This window comes from Collinsella sp. AF11-11, from assembly GCF_003465485.1.
Classification (GTDB): domain Bacteria; phylum Actinomycetota; class Coriobacteriia; order Coriobacteriales; family Coriobacteriaceae; genus Collinsella.
On the sequence record NZ_QSAS01000010.1, the window covers coordinates 62,820 to 82,852 of the forward strand.

Sequence of the window (20,033 nt, forward strand, 5' to 3'; positions counted from 1 at the left end):
GGCGACATCACGTCGCCCCGCGCTTACGACATTAGTAGAAATTCTGGATCCGCTGCAGGTACATGACGGAATCGGGCAGACCGCCCTCGCCAAAGGTCTTCTCAATGTACTCGATCAGGCCCTTCATCTCGTCGCGCACAAAGCTCACGTTCATGGACTCAAACTTCTTGAGCACCTTGCGGGCGATGATGTAGTCCATGCCGCCCAGCTCGGTGCCGCCGCACGCCACGTACACGGGGATAAAGTCGTACATCTGCTTGATGATACGGTTACCAAAGGCCAGCTTAAAGCGGGTCTGCAGGTACTGGTCCAGCTTGTGCATCTTCTGGAGCAGCTCCTCGTCGATCACATACTCGACCTTGGCCTTTTGGAATAGATACTGCAGGTGATCGGCCGTCACGTGCACGCGCTCGTGCGGCTCGCACTCAAACGCGTCGGCGCGCTCGTTGAGCTCGATGGGGATTGCGCGGTCGTACACCTTGTCCGTGATGGTAAAGGTGGAGTCGTCGTTGTTGGCCGTGCCGATAAACCACAGGCTGTCGGGAATGGTGAGCTTGCCGTCGTGCAGGGCCTTGGGGTCGGCGGCCCACTGGGTGGGCACCAGGTCGAGCACCCATTCGTCGTGGCTGGGCATCTCGAGCACCGACAGGATCTCGGCAAAGTAGTACTCCACGCGGGCGAGGTTCATCTCGTCGAGCACGATCATGGACGGGTCCTGGCGAAGGCCCGCCTCATACACGGCGCGGAGGAACTCGGTCTCGTTAAAGCGCTTGGAAAACTCGTTGAAGTAGCCCAGCACCTCGGTGCGGTCGCGGAAGCTCGGCTGCACCGAAACGATGGTCGCGGGGTTGTCCAAGTAGCGGCTGAAGCTGTAGGGCAGCGACGTCTTACCGGTACCCGAGATGCCCTCCAGGATCAGCAGCTTGGAGGCGGCCATGCCGGCCACAAAGCGGCGGATGATCTCGGGCGTGTAGTAGAGCTTCATCTGGCTGCACGCAAACGCGCGGAAGCTGTCGACAAAGTCCTCCAGCGAGATGGCATCGTCGTAGACCGGCGATTCCCAGTCGCGGTACTTAAGGTCCACCAGGGACAGCTTGGGGAAGCGGTTGGCTTGGGCGATCTCTTTTTCCTCGGCAAGGGTCTTGGCCTCGACGGTCGCCTTGGCCATGGCGGCCGCGGCATCCTTGACGCCCGCACCGTCGAGCGCGAGCGACGCGTTGCCCGACATGACGGCCGTCGCCGCGGCGCCCTCGCCCGCAGCGGCACCCGTAGCGGCACCTGCGGCGGCGCCCACCACGTTACCCACCGTGGGCAGATGGTCGTCGGCCAGGGCCGAGGCGCCCACGTACGGAATCTGCTTGGTGCCGCCCATGGCATTGACCTTGAGCGCCAGCAGCTTGTTCTTCTCGTCCATGAGGTCGAGCACCTGCTTGTTCAGGCGGCCGATCTCGCGATAGAGCGCCTTGTTGGACGTGTCGTCGCGATGCAGGCGACGGTTGATGCGGTAGTGGTGGATCAGAACGGCCACGATCAGCACGGGGACCGCGATGAGCATGGCAAACAGAATGACCGCGCCGATCTTGCCCACCAGGTCAAACGTGGTGAAGTAGGTCATAAAGATGTTGAAGTACTCAACCCAGCCAAACACCAGCAGGTTAAGGATGGAGCTCACGACGGCAACGACGTTGTAGACGACCTTTGCCAGTAGCTCCCAGGCAAATCCCAGAAACTCACTCACCGTCGGTACCCTCCTGCTTGGTCGCGCTCATCGCCGCCTCGGCCTCGGCCTTCAGACGACGGGCTTCCTCGAGCTTGGCCTCGGCCTGGGCAAGCTGCTCGGCGGCGTTATCGGCCGTGACGGTAGTGTCACCCTTGCCCTCGGCGTCCACGATGGCAGCCGCGGCGGCCAGGCGGTCCTCCTCGGCCATAGCGCGCTTAAGGTTCATGCCCACCACGATGAGGTGATACACCTGGTAGATAAAGAACAGCAGCATGGGCAGCACGATCACAATGAGGAAGCCCATGGAGCTGGACAGGAAGTCCATGACCTTGCCCATCTGCGGCAGCGCGAACACGTACTTGCCCACGATATCGCCGTCGCTGATGATGTGCGTATCGGCCACGTCGTTGTTATCGCCCTTGGTGGTAAAGCTGCGCATGCCGTTGACCTCGTCGATGGCGGCGATGCGGTGCGTGTTGAGCGCGTACTCGTTGTCGATGATGGTATGGAACGTCACGATGTCGCCCACCTCGAGCTTGGAGGTGTCACACTTTTTGATGAAGATGAGGTCGCCCTTGTTAAACGTGGGAGCCATGGAGTCGGACTGCACGGCGAGCGGGGTGAAGCCGGCGATGTCCGAGACGCTGCCGTCCTCGCGCGTGGCGAGCGTGGTAAACGCATACAGGGCCGCCACCAGGATGATGATCCACATGACAACGCTCAGCGCGATGGATGCGACTTTTTTAACAGATTGCATGATGTCCCTTACTACCGTGTCTGTCTAGGTCGTGCGCGGCCCGATGGCCGCCGTGCGTATCTACTGTTCCTCGATGCCCTCGAAGCGCATCGAAACCGAATAGTTAGCTCCCTTTAGCATATTAGTGCAATTTGGGTCCGTTCCCTCGAGCCATATGCGAACGGTTACCGGCTTGTCCGTTTCTGTTATCAGGTCGAACATGTCGCTGGCCGCGGTCGCCTCGCCCGAGTCGAGCCCAAAGACGGTGGCCGAGCCAGATGAACCGCCGCCCCCGTTAGGGTTGTAGACCCAAGTATGACCGTCGGCGGTAAAGCTCATGCGCATGGCGCTTGCCATGCCCTGCGTGTCGGAGCTGAACCGCGTGTCGGACACGCCGCCGTCGCCATCCTGCCCGGTCAGGCGAACGCGCAGGTCCGTACTGCTCATAAAGTGCAGCGTGAACTCCAGGTAGGCACCGGTGGCGGGATCGGCAGTGGAACCGTCTTCGAAGGTAAAGGTCTGATAGTCGCTCGTGGTGACGGGCTTGAGCTTGGACGCATCGATGTCCACGCCCTTTTCGCTGGCGATGCGCTCCGAGATCTGATCGAAGCCCAGGCTGTGCACGTATTCGTCGAACGTGGCACGCTCGTCCAGGTCAAAGCGCAGCGAGCCGTCGGCATTGGCGTCGATCATGAGCATGCGGGTCTTGGCGCTATCGGCGATGGAGAACCAGGCGAACGTTGCCATGGCTATCGCCACCAGCGCAAACAGCACCAGCACCACGGTGGTGGTGAGCTTGCGGCGCAGGTCGATATCGGTGGGCGCGGCAACCGGAGCGCCGGTGGTCGGGCGGCGGTTGTCGGGCGCGACGTGTGCCATTGCTACTCACCGTCCAAGGTCGCAAAGAGCGACAGGTGCAAGGTGCCCGGATCTTGATAGAGATAGTCGGCGCTATCGGGATCGGTGCCCTCGATGTAGTAATAGATATCCAAACGATAGGTCTGGTCAAGCCCCAGCGTGGCAAGCGTGTTTTGCGGACGCGCGGCCGTCTCGCTCGTGTCCAGCGTAAAGGCGGCCGGGTCCTGCGTCACGTTGGCGCCGCAGGTGAGCTGACCGTTTTGCCAGCCCAGGAGCATGCCCTCGGTGTAGCCCGCCAGGCCTGCAGGGGCAGTCGCCGGGTGCTCGGCGCGGTGACCACTATCGGAGCCGTCGAGTTCAAAGATGTTGGTGGCAAGAACCTGGTTGCCGCTCGAGATCTTTATGCCCACGCGGGCCGCGCGCAGCAGCTCGGCATCGGCGCCCTGCGGGACCAGCGATTCGGCCAGATACAAGCTGACCTTACCCTTTACTTTGCTGGCGCCCGTTCCGGTAATGGTGGGGCGCAGATTGATCCAGCCGTGGTAGAACGCGGAACCGTTGTCTTTTGCCTGCTCAAACACCGTGGCATCGCCGGCGGAGTTGTTTTGCGCGCAGGCAGCAAAGCCGTTGAGATCGAAGGTCGAGACCGGATAGAGCGTCACGGCGCCAGTCGCATTGGAAGTCAGGGAAACATCGCCCTGCTGCGACCAGCCGCCGCGATCGGCGTCGCCCAGCTCCAGCACCAGCTTGGACGTGTCGCTGTGCACGCTCACCGAATTGGTGTTGACCTTCATGTTGTTGGTAAACCAGGCGTAGGTCGCGGCGCCCAAGGTGGCGGCGAGCGCCACCATAACGAGCGCGATGTAGGCACGCGCGTGGCGAGCGTGGCGGCGGGCGGAGGCACCTTCGGGCTGCGAGCGCTCGGCGGTCGCGCCGGAGGGGACCGCGGGGCTCTCGCTCTGGGTTTTGGCCTCGCAGCTATCTGCTGGCATGCGCTTCTGATCTTTCACGTCGCTCACCCCCTTATGCCTTGGCCGCGGCAAAGGCAAGCTGCAGCACCACATCGCGGGCCTGGGCCTCGTCGATGCAATTGGCGTCGCAGCCTTCCATGTACACAACGTAGCGAACGCTTGCCACCTCGTTGGCGGCCAGCGTGCAGATGGGCGTGGCACCTGCGCGCGCCGTGGGCGTGTCGCCAGTGCCGTCCATGCTGTAGGCGCTTATGGCGCGCGCGGGGTCGTCGGTGTAAGTCCAGCCCGAGGCACCGACCGCTACGACCACGCCGTCTTGCGCGGTGGTACGCCTGCTGGTGGCACCCGAGGTGTTGCCCAGGTCGTCGCAGGTAAAGATATGCATTTGTGTACCCGACTGGGTTGTAATGACCAGACCCAGGCGCAGCGCGGCCAGCAGTTGCGGATCGCTCGTCACGCTCATCTGCCCCTGATACAAGTACACGTTGAGCGCGCTATCGCTGCCCTTAAGGTACAGCGTGCCCGAAAGGGCGTAGTCGTCCAGCTGCGCGGTGCAGTCGGCGTAGTCGGTCGTAACGCCGGCGGCGTTTTGGAACGTGCCGCGCCAAAAGCGGGAAAGGTCTGCCGTCGAGATGGGATAGAGTGTCTTGTCGGCGGCGGCAAGCGTTGCCGTCGTGTCCCAGGGCCCGTTGGCCGAAAGGCCAATCTGCAGGTCGGAGCCCTCGTCGCTTACCGTGTGCACCACGGGCGTCACGTTGGTGAAGCGCGAGTTGCTAAACCAGGCGTAGGTGGCGGCGCTCAAGGCGGTTACCAGCACCAACATCCATGCGGCCGCGGCAACCATGCGACGGCGCGAACCCAGGATGTCTTTGATGTTCGATGCACTCATGTCCAGCCCCCTTACGAACGCTTGCCGGCAAAGCGCAGCGCCAGCGATTGCAGGCTGGTGGCGGCCAGGTTGTTGGTGCAGTCGGGGTCGCAGCCTTCCAGCCACACGTACACATCCACGCGCACGGGCGTGCTGCGGTTGGCGCCCTCGGCAGCGGCGGGCAGGCTGCAGATCTTGGTCGTGGCCTCCTTGAGGCTCACGATGCCGATGTCTTCGTTGTAGTCACAGAAGTTTGCACTAGTCAGCTGGTCAAAATGAACCGTTGTTCCATCGGAGCGGGTGCTGTCGAGCACCAGGTGGTTCTGCTCGCTCTCGCCGGCATCCTTGCCGTCGAGCGTGTTGTAGCGCGCCTGGGGATTGTGCTCGCCCGAGACCTCAAAGACGTACTGGCCCGTCACGGTATCGCCCTGCCCTGACGCATAGGTAACCAGTCCCACGCGCAGGGCGGTGGAGATGGGGTTTGCCGGATCCTGCTCGGTAAAGTCGATACCCGACAGGTACACGTCGGTCGCGGCCGAGTTGGTAGCCAGGTACAGGGAAGTCTTGTAGTAGTCGGAATGCTCGGCGGCACCAAACATGTTGGCAAAGAGCGAGTCCTGGGTGGTTCCACCGGTAAAGCCCGTTACCTTTTGAAAGCCGTTGAGCACGTTGTCGGTCGAGACGGGATCGAGCAGACCCGTAAAGCTCAGGCCGGCGTTGGTTTTGTATTCGCCGTCGTACTCGTTGGAGATAAGGAAGGTCACGCCCGTGCCCGCCGCCATCTTGACGTCGGTTATGTGGCGGTTGGCGTTATAGATGTACCAGGCATACGTTACGGCTCCGGCAGCAGCAAGCGCCACCAGCAACGTGGCGAGCATGCGATTGAACTGTTTTTGCAGCGAACGCGCGTCCGACATGCCCCTCCCCCAGATGCCGTGTTGTAAACCGCCTGGACATCATTTGCCCATAATGGAGTTATTTTACGCGAACGTGCAGTTCATCGGGGGTACAAACGGAATATTTCGCGTGCCCTTCGCGCTGCATCGGGGCGGATAGGGTCGCAAATCGCCGCTTTTTAAAAAATAGTTCTTGCCACTGGGCGGGAGCTCCGTTATATTATTTCCTGCGCACTCGCGCACCCTTGATCGGGCGTTTAGCTCAGGGGGAGAGCGCTTCCCTGACACGGAAGAGGTCAGAAGTTCAAATCTTCTAACGCCCACCAAATGTTCGCAGCTCAGAGGCTTTGCCTCTGAGCTGTTTTGTTTTACGGCGACCGAGCCCAAAGCGCCCAAACAGCCCCAGCAATCGCCACGATCAAACCCGAATGGGTCTCGCAGTCACATATAAGTAACCCTCTTTAAATTGAGGTCTAATACTTTTCCCGAGAAGTGAACGAGCTTATTTGGACCCCTGGAGCATCCACACTTTTTGACGTCAAAACCGCAGGATTCCAGCAGCAAAACCGCAGGAAACGGGCCCCTAAAAGTGTCGATATTTCGGGGGTCCATTCTGGCTCGTTCACTTCTCGGGAAAAGTATTAGATCTGGATATATGGCCGCTAATTCTAACCCCCTGTTACCGCCCCTACCAATACTGATGCGCATCGATAACGGCTTGCCAGAGCCAAAATCGCTTCGTTTCGGCACGCGCATGGGCAAAATATCGCTGCTCTGCACTCATCGCCTTGTTAAAGATGGGGCGCTTATTCCGATGCAGCTTCCGTCGGATGCGTTCGCACAGCCGAACGAGCTTGTCGTAGTCATTTGCTTGGTCGGTTGTCACAGTAAAATACGCTACTCCCTCAAGCAGTTCCAACTCGTTGCGGCGCTCGGCATCCTTGTGGATCTTCTCGCGGCCGTCATGAATGGCATCGCTGTCGTAGTCGACCATCGCGGTCAGCACCTCTGGCAGCAGCCCGGCCTTTACTTTATCCCTGCCCACCTCGACTTTAGCCGTAAGCGTAATGTCGGGCGTGCGCTCCAACACGCGCAGTTTGCGCTCGCGCCCATCGTTGAGTCCATCGCGAATGAAAGCCTTCTTGTTGAGCTCGGCCTTGCCCAATGCATACCCGCCGTAGCGCGCAGGCAGCGACATAAACATGCACAGCCCCGACTCCCTCGGAGAGCGCGATCCCTCGATCACATACGCAAGCAGCGCCTTTGCCTTCGCGAGACCCCTTACCTTTGGGGACGCCTCGATATACGCCGCAATGAGCTCCTTCGTCGTGAGCCTGCCATCGCGCATGCCCCCATCCCTGCTTGTCACCCCACCGGGAGCAAGGTTATCCAACCGGTAGTTCGATGTCATGGCATAGCCGGCATAGATGGCCTCGGCCGCAGAGCTGTCGTGCGCAACCTGCACAAACGCCAGCTCGGGGGAGCACACATACGCATCCAGGCCGCCCATCCAGTGGCCCAGCGAGATAAACGAGCCCGCCGGGAGCTCGTTGGTGCACAGGTGCGTCTTAACATGCTTGCTCTGCCGACGGTCGGCACGCGATGGCACCAGCAAATCCAGCGTTTGGATCCCCAGATCATAGCGATCGATAAAATCCTGCGCCTCTTGGTCCAACAGCGCACAGGCACCTGCAATCGACACGACCTCTGGTTCCGAATCCCCAAAACGAGGGTTCGGCAGGTGCGCCAAAAGCGCCAACGCAGCGTTATGTGAAACGATAAAGTAACCCATGGCGCGAAGATAGCACGCGCGTCGGCGGCCGCTGGCGGTCCTGGCGAGTTTTCGGCAAACGACCAGCAGTTTTTTGCCGCGGCGCAACCAAAGTGTTCATTCGTCGACGTCTAAATGCAAATCCGTCAAGCTTTTGGCAAGGTTGCCGCTCAACTGACCAAAAGCTGACCATTTGCTTGCCCATTTACTTGACGGTGCACCCTCGCCAAAATGCTCCGCGGCTTCTCGGGCGGTCGAAGTGCTCGTTTAGCGACCACACACTCGCCGCTGGGGTATCCTTGGAGCACATGCACCGCAAGCCGCACAAAGGAGCCGCCATGCGCACCGAGCTCGATGTTCCCTTTTCGCACAAAGACAAGGCCAAGGCCCTGGGCGCCAAGTGGGACCGGGCCAAGAAGATCTGGTACGTGCCCGATGGCGTCAACCCCGAGCCCTTTGCCGCGTGGCTGCCCGGCGTGGATCGCTCCGACCCCAGCGCGCCCTACATCTACCTGGTGCTGGGCAAGCGCGAATGCTGGAAGTGCCACGAGCAGACGACGGTCGCGGCCTTTGGCATTCCATATCGGGTGGCCGAGGACTCGGGCAGCAAGGCTGCGCCCAACGCCGCGCCCGCCATGGACGATGCGGGCCACATCGTGATCGACACCGCCCGCGCCAATGCCGTGGCCATCGCCCCTGCACTGGGCTGCGTGCCGGCCGAGATCCGCGACTACCTGCGCGAGCGCTGCGGCTACAAGCCCGTTACGTCGCGCGCCACCAAGACCGCATCGCTCGCCAGCACCTGCACCGGCTGCGGCGCGCTGCAAGGCAGCCATTACCTGTTCGAGGAGCCCACGTCGCCGTTTGCACTCACGGCCATCAACAAGCTGCCCGCGCTGGAGTTCGTGCGCGTGGAAGTCGCCGGCGTCTACGGCATCCCCGCCAGTCAGAGCAACTTTGACCAGGCGCTCTTCACCTGGGCACGCGACCACCACACCCAGTTCCACAAGCCCTTTTGCGAAGGGATTTATCTGTAAGGCATCTTAGGCACCGGCGAGTACTTCTGGCGGCGAGTCACCGTCTAAAGATAGAAGCGCTCGAGCGTGGATAATCTCCCATTTTTGACAGCCTTTCAGCCCAAAAACGTCCGATAATCCACCCTCAGTTTTCAATCGTCCAAAAATCCTCGCTCGCTAGCTGACAATTAGGCATCAGCATCGTCATAGGAAATAGTGCATCCGCAGGTAGGGCATTGCTGAGGATAGACCGGAAGGCGCAAGCCCATCCGAGCCCGCGGGTTGGCGGCATGTTTGTCGCGAGCGTCGATAAAGCAGATGTCTAGGCATGGGAGGTCTGCGCCGCAGCGAGGGCAGGGCAGGCAGATTTGGCTACAGCCGGCCTCAACGGGCGGGAACAGGCTCCGGTCCATTAACGCTCGCGGTAAGTTTCCATATGCGCCGCGCGCGATATCGCTTCGCCATCCCATGGGCTCCCCTTTCCCGTTTTAACCGTTGAGGAGAGGATGGCAGGATCGTGCAGCTCTCGATGCGGCGCAGCGCGATCCGATCAATCGACATGATTGGGTCGTGGCGAGCAACACCCGACTAATACGGAGCAACCGCCTCCGCCCGACGCCGCGATTCCGAGAAAGCGAACTCAGCTCGATGGGCTTCGAGGAATCGGGCGTTAGGACGCAAGCGATGTTCGTCCGGCTCGCGCAGCACCGAGCCTGCAAACGTCGCATAATCCGTATGCTCCAGAAGGTACGACCCGCAAAGTTGATAGTCGCCACGCACCAACTCAAACGAAATCAGATGGGCGTCGAACAGCGAATGTAGGTCACGGCGCAGCAGAATACCGTTGCTGACAACCTGCGACTTGGGACCCGAATAGTTCTCAATATGCGCAGCTTCGAGCGCTTCGCTGACATTGCAGCCCGAAACAGCACACTTACCGGTATAGGCCTCAAAGAGCTGAGTGCGGAAACGCTGCTGGCCGATTCGCTCACGGCGCAGCGCGTAGCGGACCTTTTCTTCGTCGCTCGCCGAGGCGCCGGAAAACTCCGCCGCGATTGGATCGTCCTTCATGTAGCTCATGTCGGGGTAGAAACGTGCATCGGGTCCGCCCTTGTGAACGGGGCCATGCAGTACAAACCAGCTGTTCTCCGGCTCGTAGCGCTCAACGAACGCTAGGCCGAGCACCTTGTAGCCAGCGCTCGTTGCAAAGAACACGCCAACGGGAACGCCGCACTCCATGCAGTTGATCATTTTTTCGTTATAGCGTTGGTCGCGCCAGCTTTCAACCGAAGCACTTTGCGATGAATACTTGAACACCCACGTGCCGTCCTCAAGATAGAGCGGGGGAACATCGGAATAGCTCCCACTTGTAGAGCTATGCACCGAAAGCGCAGAGGTCTTTTCCACAGGATGCTTGATGTGTCCACGACCCGGCCAATAAATACCTGATTGACGCGAAACGCAAAAGGTCTCAGAGCCAATCATCATGCGATAAGGATACTGGGGGCTATCAGCTTTAATGTTATGAGGAAGTTTTTCCCAAATCTCGCCACGCTGCTCCTCGCGCAAGAACCACTCCCAAGCCAAAACATACTCAGTCGGCACAAGGCTACAAGCGCGGTCGTAACTCGGCCGAGCAATCAGCGGAACACTAGAAGCGATGCCGTCCATAAGGAACCTCCAGGAAGAACAGTTCTCCACATTATCGCCTACGCAGCAATGGCACCGCACGAAAAAGGGCCCACTTCCCCCGAAGTGGGCCCTTGGGCTAGCCGTATTTAAGCAAACGTTGGCATTATGGCGTTGCGACACCGGCGAGCTTGACGCTGACGTTATAGGTCGTCGGGCTGTTCTCGATGGATTTGCCGTTAACGCAATCCGCGTCGGTTCCTTCCATCCAAATGTAGACGTGAACGGCAATGCCCTTGTAGCCAACACCAGTTGCAATGGGGTTAGTGTCCGCAGCAACCGAATAATCACCGCTCGTGCCCTTAGTGGCAACCCATCCGTCCGTGCCGCCAGTATAGATGTGCCTATAGGTCGCCTGCGCGAGCGTCGGCTTACCATCAATGTTCTGGATGCTCGTCCAGCCAGCAATGGCGGTTGCGTCGTTACCCTTGCCCTTCTCATCGCTCATGGCATACACGACGCGCAGGTCCTCCGGACCGGTGCCCGACTTACCGTTATCCCCAATCGCCTGCGTGGTAATCGCAACGCGCAGAGAACCAACCATGGTCTCCGAAGCTTCGCCGCCCACGGGCTCAATCGTTACGGGCGCACCATCAGATGCATCGAGATAAACATCAGCCGTACCAGTATCGGTAATGGTGTAGACGATGTAGTCGCTTTTAATGAAAGCGTTGTACTTCTTGCCAGCAACCTCATACTCGCCCGGCAAAGCCTTGGCAGTCGTTGAGAAATTGGGCGTTGAATAGTCGGTTACCAGGCCTTGGTTGTCCCAGCCGTTGCAAACGTACCAATTCTTAAGGTCGTCAGTCGAGGACGGGCTGAGCGTGGCACCCATGGTCTGGGCCTCAAGCGACTTCTGCTCGCCACCATGTTGGGCGCCGTTCTTGAGTTCATCGATCTGGAGGATGAAACCATTGGTCGTCGCGCTAATGGTTGACGTGGTTGCGGAGACCTTTGTATTCGCAACGTACCACGCATAGGTCGCTGCCGACAGGGCAAACGCAGAGAGGACCACGCTAACGGCGGCCGCAACAAGTTGTGTTTTTAGGCTCTTAGACGATTGCACGTAATCCTCCTTTCAAAAACAAAACGGGCGCCCGGCGCATAAGCCGGGCGCCCGTTAAAACGCATGGGATAGCTTAGTTTACCTAGTGACAGCGTTGTTTGCGCCCGCCACGTCTTTGCCCTGGGTGTTGACCGGGGTGGCGGTAAACGAGATATTCACACCAACATTCTTAAGAGAAGTGAAGTTATCGGTGTAAACTTTTTCGGCAGAGCCGTCATAGAAGACATAGGCCGTAACGTTAACAGAGCCACCAGCGTCAATCGCGTCGGCAAGAACGCCGTCGGTGTTGTTACCAGTAACCGCAGTGTTGTCGAAATAAGCGCTTACCAGCGCGCCATTCTCCGAGACCTTGTACACGCCCCACTTATCACCGCACACCAGCAAAACGGAGACGGCGTCTTTGAGACCATTTTCGTCGGTCGCGCCAGAGCCCGTAACTTCAACCTTGGAGACTTTAAGACTCTTGAAAGAGCCGGCCTTTGCATCACTGGTGCCAATCTTAAAGGTTTCTGCGATGGCAAACTCTCCGTCAACGGCGGCCTTAGGATCGCCAACATCATAGCGAGAATGCTCAAGAATCGTAGCTTCGCCCTTTTTCTGCGCATATGCAGACTGGAAAAGCGGCTTGGTAGTTTCGGTAACGAGAGAGCCTTCCTTACCATTCACGACCTGCGATGGGTACAGATCCTTAGCCGCTGCGCCGGCAACCGCGAAGGAAATGCTCGTGTTGTTGAGCTCTTCGTCGGTCTTAGCAATCTTCAGGAACGGAGCGTTCGACTGGGCAGAGATCGTTGCGGTCTCGGCCTTAACCGTGTTGTTGCTCACAAACCATGCGAAGGTGGCGGAGCCGAGGGCTACGGCTGCCACGAGGACCATGGCGATGGCGGCGCCCATCTGCTTTTTTAATGCCTTGGTATCCATGCGGACCCCTTTCTTTCCCCATTCATCCCAGATGACCCTTGAGAAGCCCGGAAGGGGAGCCCGCGCTTTCGTGTTGGATGTTGCTTGCCCATCCTTTAGACAGGAATTGAGAATACCATAATTCTTACGATTTCCTTATGAGTTTTCGGCAGCCCACATTCCGGCAGATTCATAGGTCTACCTCGGGTTATATGTGGTGCCATGTGAACATCGTTTACCTTATTTGATCTCTATCCCGCAAAGCCGTAAGTCCCTCTTAAGCCTTGCGACCGCAGCGCCACGTCATCGCATACATCCACTTTCCGCCAAGCTTCGCCCTAGCCCTTCCCCACTCGCTATACTGGTGTGGCACGTGTCATTTTTGCCTGCTAAACGGGCTATTTGTTGGGAGGGCTCATGCCTGCCGCCACTCAACCCAAGGGAAGCGTTTCCGTCGGATCGATCAAGCCGGTGACGCGCAAAGCCGTCCGCTGCCAGCGCGAAGTCGCCTGGTTGGTCACGCAGGCGGCCGGCAAGCTCGTCGCCACCACCGACGACGTCAACGCCCCCACGCCCAGCTTTGTGCTGGCGGCGGCGTTGTCGTACACCCGCGAGCAGGAGCAGACCGCCCAGGAGGACGGACACGCGATTGACTACGAGGCCGTCATGAGCCCCGACCTTGCGAGCTTTTGTGCGGCCGCAGGACTGCCCGCAGCACCCAACGCGCTTTCGGACGCGGGCTACATGTTCACCCTCTCGGGCGCGGACCTCATCCGCGACGTTTACGCCTACTGCAGCGACCTGGGTGAGCGCATGGGAGACGCGGTGCAGGTCAAACCGGGCTACGCGATCAAGCTCGCGCTGCGACTGTTCCTGCTGGATGCCGCCACGGGCAACGGCAGCGCCTCCAAAGACAACACTTGCGCATAGCAAAAGCGCCGGGCCGGGAAATCGATCCCGGCCCGGCGCTTGTTCGTTCTACTTGTCGCCATCTTTCACGGGCGAGTTCTTTTGGTTGCGACGGTTACTCCAGGTCACGTTGTGTTCCTTGTAGTAATCGGGCGCCTCGTTGCCGCTCGCGCTAATGGGGTCGTTGCCGGTCAGGGTGTCGGCAATATCCTGCACAAACTTAATGAACAGGCTCGAGTCGTCGGTCTCGGACGAATCAAAGTCAAAGCCAAACTCCACCGCGCCGCCGATGATCTTGTCCACGCACTCCGGGTCGTCGCCGTCCAGCCAAATGACCACGGTGTACTTGTCCACATCGCCCACGCGGAAGTTAGTGTGGCTAATGGTCGTCACCACGTCTTTGGACGCAAACGGCTCGGTGTTGGGCTCGGGATTGCCGTCGGCCGCGGCGGCCGCGTAGGTGGTGGGCTCGCCGTTGCGATACACCCGCACGCGCGCCGCCTTCTCCACGCCCTTGCTAGCGCTGACCACCTTGAGTTTGGCGCTGTAGCCCAGATCGGTCTTGCCGGCGTTACGGATATAGAAGGTGTACGCCACGTAGTTTTTGCCGTTGTGGCTGCCGTCGACGTTATCCAGGTTGTCGGGCAGGTCGTCGGCGGCGATATTGGTGCCGTTGTCCACGGCGTCGGCCGCCAGGCGCGCGGTGGCGTTGTTAAAGTCGCCGTTGTCGGCAATGGCCACGCCGCGGCGGAACAGCTCCAGGCGGTTGAGGTTGATGGTGAAGTTGCCCATGTTTTCCTGCATAAACGACAGGGCGAACAGCACGCCAAAGGCAAGCGCCAGCACCACGAGGGCCTTTTGCAACTTGTCCATGCGCAGCAGCGCCGTGCCGATGCGCTCCATACGGCGCTTGGGCATGTACATGGATACGACCGCGTCGGGGTCGATGTCGTCGAGGTCCTGGTCGGCCAGCGCCTGCTCCAGCTCCTCGATGCGCACCACGCCGCGCAGGTCGCGCTTGGGTTTGGGCTTGCGTTTGGGTTTGCCGAAGCGCTTGCGCGGGGCGGGGTCTGTGCTGGGGGTGTCCTCGGGCTGACTCTCGGTCAAATCCCCGGCTACACCCTCAGCCTGATTCTCGGCCAAATCCTCGGCAGCTTGATCTTTGTTGTCGTTACGCTTGAACAGAGCCATGGCGATCAGATCTTATATTTAGTGCGGATGCAGCCGACGTATTCTTTGACGAGCTCGCGCTCCATGTCGTCGGCATAACGGAACTGCAGGCCGCAGACGTTGCGGTACAGGCTGCCCTTGGGCGCGCGGCGCACCCAACACACGATGCCCAGCTGCTCGGGCAGCTCGTGGCGCTCGCCCTGCAGGCGGATCGCGGGCATTTGCACGGCCAGGGCCTCGCCCACGTCGGGGTAATCGTTGAGGTAGATGGCCAGACCGCCGGCCGAGACGTCGATGGTCATAGCGTCCTCGGGCTCGGGGGTCGGCGCGTTGTCGCGCTGGTAGGTCAGGCGCATGGCGACCTTAAAACGCTCGTCGCGGCGCTTGACAAAGCTGCGCTGCTCGGCGACTTTGCGCATTTTCCAGTAGGTGCGGATGCCCTTTTTCTCGACTGCCTCGGGATAGCCGGCGAGCACGAACGTCTCCTCGCCCACTTTGTACTGCAGCAGCAGCTTTTGGTTTTCGTCCATGATGAGCGGCTTGCCGGCGAGCATGGGCGCGCTCATAAGGAAGTACGCCTCGTCCAGGTCCTCTTTGTACGTGGCGAGCATGTTGAAGTCGGTTTTTTGGCCCATGGGCACGTCGAATGCCACCTGAAGCTTGGTCCCCGGCGTTATCTGCTGCTCTGCCATGTATTCTCCCCTAGTCGCGGGCGCCGATATCATCGTCGTGCGCGATGCGCATTGGGCTATTGTAACTGCTTTGCTGTGGGTTGCAGCGCAGGGTGCGCGAAATGGTGCGGATGCGGCGGCGCGGGTGAACGTGCAGCCGCTCTGTGCGCGGCATCAATCTGGCAGCGATGCATGTCCCCGACAGACCGTCTGTCTGCCTGCCTCTCAGCTATCTCTCGTAATTATCTCTCGTCTCTCATTTATCTCTCAGCTTAGAGATGAGTGAGAGATGAGAGACAAATTGGCCGTTATTGGTTCAATCAAATCACGTTCGCACATGTAAACGCATGTATACAGGAACTTTGACTCGATCCCCCGGCCACCTTGCAGCATTGCTATCTCTCGTAATTATCTCTCATCTTTCTGCTATCTCTCGTATTAGAAATGAGTGAGAGATGAGAGATACGCGAGCGATGCATGAGCGTGGATTATTGGACGGTTGAAAAATGAGCGTGGATATTTGGACGGTTTTTGGGCTTTTGGAGGCCGATTCCGTCCGAAAATCCACTGTAATTCGGCTGGCGTCCGAAAATCCACGCTCGTGTGTCAGAAAATCCACGCTCATCCGGCAGATTGGTCGAGGGCCCCATATGGGTATACTCTCGAGGATTCGACTCGATTCGCCCCCGCTGGGGCGTCAAAGGAGACTGCATATGCCCACCACCTCAACCGACCCGCGCGCCGCGGCCGCCGCGCTGCTGGTGCCCGGTACCACCTGCCACGGCTTTGCCGTCGAGCGCTGCGAGACCGTGCCCGAGCTCGACTCGGATGCCTACGTGCTGCGCCACACCGCCTCGGGCGCTCGCCTGCTGTACCTGGCATGCGACGATGAGAACAAGGCCTTTGCCATTGGCTTTAAGACGCCGCCGGCCGATTCCACCGGCGTGTTCCATATTCTTGAGCACTCGGTGCTGTGCGGATCGGCCAAATTCCCCGTCAAGGAGCCGTTTGTCGACCTGATCAAGAGCTCCATGCAGACGTTCCTCAACGCCATGACCTACCCCGACAAGACCATCTACCCCGTTGCCACCACCAACGAGCAGGACCTGTACAACCTGATGGACGTGTACCTGGACGCGGTGTTCAACCCGGCCATCTATACCAAGCCGACCATTTTTGAGCAAGAGGGCTGGCACTACGAGCTGGACCTGCCGGAGAGCGTCGAGGGCGAGGGCGACGGCGGCACCGCCAGCCTGCGCGAGGGCACGCTGCGCTATAACGGCGTGGTGTTCAACGAGATGAAGGGCGCGCTGTCCGACCCCATGAGCGTGCTGGACGACGCCGTCAACGCCGCGCTCTATCCCGACACCGCCTATGCGCGCGAGAGCGGCGGCGACCCGCGCGCGATTCCCGCGCTCACCTACGAGCAGTTCCTGGACACGCACGCGCGCCACTACAACCCCTCCAACTCCTACATTACGCTCTACGGCGACCTAGATGTGGACCGCGCACTGGCGTTTTTGGACGAGCTTTATCTGTCGCAGCCGAGTGCCGCGAGCCGCCGCATGGACGCTGCCGTTGCCGCCGGCGAGGACCCGTCCACGCTGGCGCCCAATCCGCTGGACGTGCAGGCGCCTGTGACCTGCGAGTATAAGCGAGTCGAGATGGCCACCACGCCCGAGAACGCCCTGGTGGGCCTGGGCCTGGTGCTGGGCAGTGCACTCGACCGCAAGCGCACGATCGCGGCGGATATCCTGTTCGAGGCGCTGCTGGGTTCCAACGAAGCACCGGTTAAGAAGGCCATTCTAGCCGCCGGCCTGGGCGGCAACGTGGTGAGCTACACCGCGGCCGAGAGCCTGCAGCCCTACGAGCTCATCATGCTGCAAAACGCGCAGCCCGGCGTGGCGCGCGAGCTGCGTCGCGTGTTCCAGGACGCCTGCCGCGACCTGTGCGAGCACGGCGTTCCGCGCGAGCGCCTGGAAGCCATCATCAGCAGCAACGAGTACGACCTGCGCCAGCGCGACTACGGTATCGCCGACGGCGTGGCCATTGCGTGCGACGCGCTGAGCACATGGCTCTACGATGACGACGCTGCGACGCTGGCGCTCAAGTATGGCCCGGTGTACGAGGAGCTACGCGGCGAGCTGGACGGCAGCTATTTTGAGGACCTGCTGCGCGAGCTCGTGCTGGAGAACGACCACATGGCACTGGTCGAGCTGGTGCCGGTGGACGCCGCCGAGGGCGCAGAGGGTGCCGAGGCCGCCGAGCTGGCAGCCAAGCGTGACGCCATGACCGATGCCGAGCTTGCCGATGTGGTCGAGCGCACAGCCACGCTGCGTGCCGCGCAGGAGGCCGAGGACACGCCCGAGGCCAAGGCCACGCTGCCGCGCCTGCGCGTGTCCGACATTGGCGAGGCGCGCCCCGAGCCGCCGCTCGTTGTGGACACGACCGCGCCCATCCCCTGTCTGCGCCACGGCATTCCCACCAACCGCCTGGCCTACGTCATGCAGTACTTCGACCTGAGCTGCGTCGCATTTGAGGACCTGCCCTACGTGACGCTGCTCTGCCGCCTGCTCAAGCAGCTGCCCACGCGCGAGCATTCGGCTGAGGAGCTCGACAACCTGCTCGCCGGCAAGCTGGGCTTTTTGAGCTTTACGACCGAGGTCATGACGCAGCCCGACGTGGACGGCGTGCGCCCCTATCTGCTGGTGAGCGCCGGAGCCCTGTCCGAGAAGATCGATGCGCTGGCGAGCCTGCCGCGCGAGGTGTGGTCGAGCACGCTTTTGCTCGATGCCGATGCCGACCGCGTGCGCGACGTGCTCACGCAGATTCGCATTGGGCTTGAGCAGGGCTTTATCAACAACGGTCACTCGGCGGCGCTCTGTCGCGCGATGAGCTACAGCTCGCCTTCGGCCGTGGTGCGTGAGCAGCTTTCGGGCGTGGATTTCTATCTGTTCCTGCGCGATCTGCTCGAGCACTTTGACGAGCGCTTGGACGGCTTACGTGCCAAGCTCGCCGAGCTGGCGGGCCGCATCTTTGTGGCCGATGGCTGCCTGGCGAGCTTTACCGGCAGCGATGATGACTTTAACGCGTACTGGGCCGCCGCGGGCGACCTGAGGCTGGGCGCGGGCGCTGTCGGCCGCGACGCGCTCGTAGTGCCGACGCCGCGCGACCGCCACGAGGCATTTGTCATCCCCAGCGACATCTGCTTTGCCGCGCGTGCGTGCGATCCGCGTCGCTTGGGCATTGACGTGACAGGCGCTTGGGCGGTTGCCGCCAACGCGCTCTCCTACGACTACCTGTGGAACGAGATTCGCGTGAAGGGCGGTGCGTACGGCTGCGGATTCCGCGCAGCCGGCGAGCGCCAGACGGCGTTCTACACCTACCGCGACCCGGCGATCGATCCTTCGATTGAGCGCGTGGAGCGCGCGGGTGCATGGCTTGGCAGCTTTGAGCCCGACGAGGCCGCCTTTGAGGGCTTTATCGTAAGCTGCGTGAGCGGCATGGACGCGCCGGTGAAGCCGTACGCGCTCACCAAGCGCCGCAACACGACCTACCTGGCCGGACTCGATCCCAACGCGCGCGAAAAGCGCCGCGCCCAGATGCTCGCCGCCACGCCCGGTGAACTGCGCTCGCTCGGCGCCGACGTGACACGCATCGCAGCCGAGTCGCCGACCTGCGTCTTTGGCGGCCGAGATGTCATCGCCAAGAGCAACGCCGGTTTCAACGTCATCGACCTGCTCGCCTAACCACCAAAGGTAGATTTTTGGGACATGCCCGAAAATCTACCTTTTTTCTGCGGCTTGGGCGGGGCGGCGCAGCCCACCGCGGCGGTTTGTCTCAATCTGTAACATCTAGACGGCAATATCGGCTCCAGATGTTACAGATCGAGACGTTTCCGAATGTCGCCGGCTCTTTGTCTCGATCTGTAACAGCTAGGCCCATTTTTGCCGAGTTACTGTTACAGATCGAGACGAACTGCCGCAGACGCCCACTCCACAGCACAGACCACCACAAAGGTGCCTGTCCCCTTTCTCAGTGGTGATTCGAACACTTGTTCTATACGTACACATGTTCTATATTATGAGTGTTTGCATCGGACTTAAATTGCAACTAGAATATAGTTGCAGAATGTGAGGCGGGATGACTCGAGCCGATAAACTCATCGCCCAACTGTTTAGCTGCCCTTCGACGTATCGGTATGCCGATTTTTTAAAAGTCATGGTCTCATATGGCTTTGAAATGGACAGCAAAGGCAAGACTTCCGGATCGCGCGTTCGCTTCTACAGGCCCTCAGATGGCAGGATGTTCGTGATGCACGCGCCTCATCCATCTGACGAATTGACAGCGGGGACCATTCGAAACATCGTTCGATTTCTGCAGGATGTCGGAGGCAGTCATGAGTAACGTTTTGGCATACAAGGGCTATTTCGCCCCAGTCGAGTTCGATGCCGAGCAGCGTGTACTAACAGGTATGGTCGCCGGCATTAGAGACGCAATCGTATTTGAAGGCTCCACGGCTGAAGAAGTGGAACAATGCTTCCACGACGCCGTCGACGATTACCTTGAGTTTTGCGCCGAGAAGGGCAAAGAGCCCGAGCGGGCTTTTAAGGGCTCGTTCAACGTAAGAACGGGCTCTGAGCTCCACAAACAGGCGGCGCTGGCAGCGGCAAAGAAGGGCGAGTCACTCAATAAGTTTGTGACTGAAGCGATCGCTGCGGCGCTATAGCGTTAACGCATGGGCCAAAACCACCACAAAGGGGACAGTGAACTGCGCCCCGAAACTTGGACT

Annotated in this window: 17 protein-coding genes and 1 tRNA gene; 6 read left to right on the forward strand and 12 right to left on the reverse strand. The window is 60.2% G+C overall.

The features are described 5' to 3' along the window. Positions 1–31: 31 nt before the first annotated feature. From DWV58_RS07220 to DWV58_RS07245, 6 genes are read right to left on the reverse strand one after another with little or no spacing between them, the layout of a single operon-like run. Positions 32–1,738, reverse strand: coding sequence for a hypothetical protein (locus tag DWV58_RS07220; protein WP_117776665.1), 1,707 nt, complete (start codon positions 1,736–1,738; stop codon positions 32–34). After that, the gene (locus DWV58_RS07225; RefSeq protein ID WP_117776666.1) at positions 1,731–2,477 is read right to left on the reverse strand and encodes a signal peptidase I; all 747 of its coding nucleotides are present in this window, start codon (positions 2,475–2,477) and stop codon (positions 1,731–1,733) included. The genes DWV58_RS07220 and DWV58_RS07225 overlap by 8 nt, the downstream gene beginning before the upstream one ends. Before the next feature lie 60 nt (positions 2,478–2,537). Next, positions 2,538–3,335, reverse strand: a complete 798-nt coding sequence (locus tag DWV58_RS07230; protein WP_117776667.1) for a hypothetical protein — start codon at positions 3,333–3,335, stop codon at positions 2,538–2,540. Positions 3,336–3,337: 2 nt separating this feature from the next. Then, on the reverse strand, positions 3,338–4,324 hold the full coding sequence (locus DWV58_RS07235; RefSeq protein WP_117776668.1) for a hypothetical protein: 987 nt from the start codon (positions 4,322–4,324) through the stop codon (positions 3,338–3,340). Positions 4,325–4,337: 13 nt separating this feature from the next. Further along, a complete protein-coding gene (locus tag DWV58_RS07240; protein WP_117776669.1) occupies positions 4,338–5,174 on the reverse strand; it encodes a hypothetical protein in 837 nt (278 codons plus the stop codon). An 11-nt stretch (positions 5,175–5,185) separates the two neighbouring features. Then, positions 5,186–6,070, reverse strand: a complete 885-nt coding sequence (locus DWV58_RS07245) for a hypothetical protein (protein WP_117776670.1) — start codon at positions 6,068–6,070, stop codon at positions 5,186–5,188. Between the two features lie 230 nt (positions 6,071–6,300). On the opposite strand from DWV58_RS07245, the gene DWV58_RS07250 reads away from it, so the two are divergent. Next, positions 6,301–6,375, forward strand: a tRNA-Val gene (locus tag DWV58_RS07250). Between the two features lie 362 nt (positions 6,376–6,737). Here DWV58_RS07250 and DWV58_RS07255 read toward each other — a convergent pair. Continuing rightward, a complete protein-coding gene (locus tag DWV58_RS07255) occupies positions 6,738–7,751 on the reverse strand; it encodes a hypothetical protein (RefSeq protein ID WP_117855716.1) in 1,014 nt (337 codons plus the stop codon). A gap of 407 nt (positions 7,752–8,158) precedes the next feature. Here DWV58_RS07255 and DWV58_RS07260 point away from each other — a divergent pair, with 407 nt between their 5' ends. Continuing rightward, complete coding sequence (locus DWV58_RS07260; protein ID WP_117776672.1) at positions 8,159–8,857, forward strand: DUF5710 domain-containing protein; 699 nt, start codon at positions 8,159–8,161, stop codon at positions 8,855–8,857. Positions 8,858–9,424: 567 nt separating this feature from the next. Here the strand turns inward: DWV58_RS07260 and DWV58_RS07265 are convergent. The 3 genes from DWV58_RS07265 to DWV58_RS07270 form a co-directional block, all read right to left on the reverse strand. Beyond that, positions 9,425–10,507, reverse strand: coding sequence for an HNH endonuclease (locus DWV58_RS07265; RefSeq protein WP_158564542.1), 1,083 nt, complete (start codon positions 10,505–10,507; stop codon positions 9,425–9,427). A gap of 124 nt (positions 10,508–10,631) precedes the next feature. Then, positions 10,632–11,591 carry a hypothetical protein gene (locus DWV58_RS09875; RefSeq protein WP_158564543.1) on the reverse strand — a complete coding sequence of 320 codons (960 nt, stop codon included), beginning with the start codon at positions 11,589–11,591 and terminating at the stop codon, positions 10,632–10,634. Between the two features lie 78 nt (positions 11,592–11,669). Further along, the gene (locus tag DWV58_RS07270) at positions 11,670–12,512 is read right to left on the reverse strand and encodes a hypothetical protein (protein ID WP_117776674.1); all 843 of its coding nucleotides are present in this window, start codon (positions 12,510–12,512) and stop codon (positions 11,670–11,672) included. Between the two features lie 396 nt (positions 12,513–12,908). Here DWV58_RS07270 and DWV58_RS07275 point away from each other — a divergent pair, with 396 nt between their 5' ends. Beyond that, entirely contained in the window at positions 12,909–13,421 is a 513-nt protein-coding gene (locus tag DWV58_RS07275) for a hypothetical protein (protein WP_117776675.1), read from the forward strand. A gap of 48 nt (positions 13,422–13,469) precedes the next feature. On the opposite strand, the gene DWV58_RS07280 is transcribed toward DWV58_RS07275, so the two are convergent. Then, on the reverse strand, positions 13,470–14,591 hold the full coding sequence (locus tag DWV58_RS07280) for a hypothetical protein (protein ID WP_117776676.1): 1,122 nt from the start codon (positions 14,589–14,591) through the stop codon (positions 13,470–13,472). Positions 14,592–14,596: 5 nt separating this feature from the next. After that, the gene (locus DWV58_RS07285; protein WP_158564544.1) at positions 14,597–15,262 is read right to left on the reverse strand and encodes a PilZ domain-containing protein; all 666 of its coding nucleotides are present in this window, start codon (positions 15,260–15,262) and stop codon (positions 14,597–14,599) included. Positions 15,263–15,954: 692 nt separating this feature from the next. Here DWV58_RS07285 and DWV58_RS07290 point away from each other — a divergent pair. The 3 genes from DWV58_RS07290 (at position 15,955) to DWV58_RS07300 (ending at position 19,970) form a co-directional block, all read left to right on the forward strand. Then, positions 15,955–18,990 carry an insulinase family protein gene (locus DWV58_RS07290; RefSeq protein ID WP_117776678.1) on the forward strand — a complete coding sequence of 1,012 codons (3,036 nt, stop codon included), beginning with the start codon at positions 15,955–15,957 and terminating at the stop codon, positions 18,988–18,990. Between the two features lie 394 nt (positions 18,991–19,384). Next, the gene (locus DWV58_RS10165; RefSeq protein WP_117776679.1) at positions 19,385–19,648 is read left to right on the forward strand and encodes a type II toxin-antitoxin system HicA family toxin; all 264 of its coding nucleotides are present in this window, start codon (positions 19,385–19,387) and stop codon (positions 19,646–19,648) included. After that, positions 19,641–19,970, forward strand: coding sequence for a type II toxin-antitoxin system HicB family antitoxin (locus DWV58_RS07300; RefSeq protein ID WP_117634371.1), 330 nt, complete (start codon positions 19,641–19,643; stop codon positions 19,968–19,970). Before DWV58_RS10165 ends, DWV58_RS07300 begins: the two co-directional genes overlap by 8 nt. Positions 19,971–20,033 lie beyond the last annotated feature (63 nt).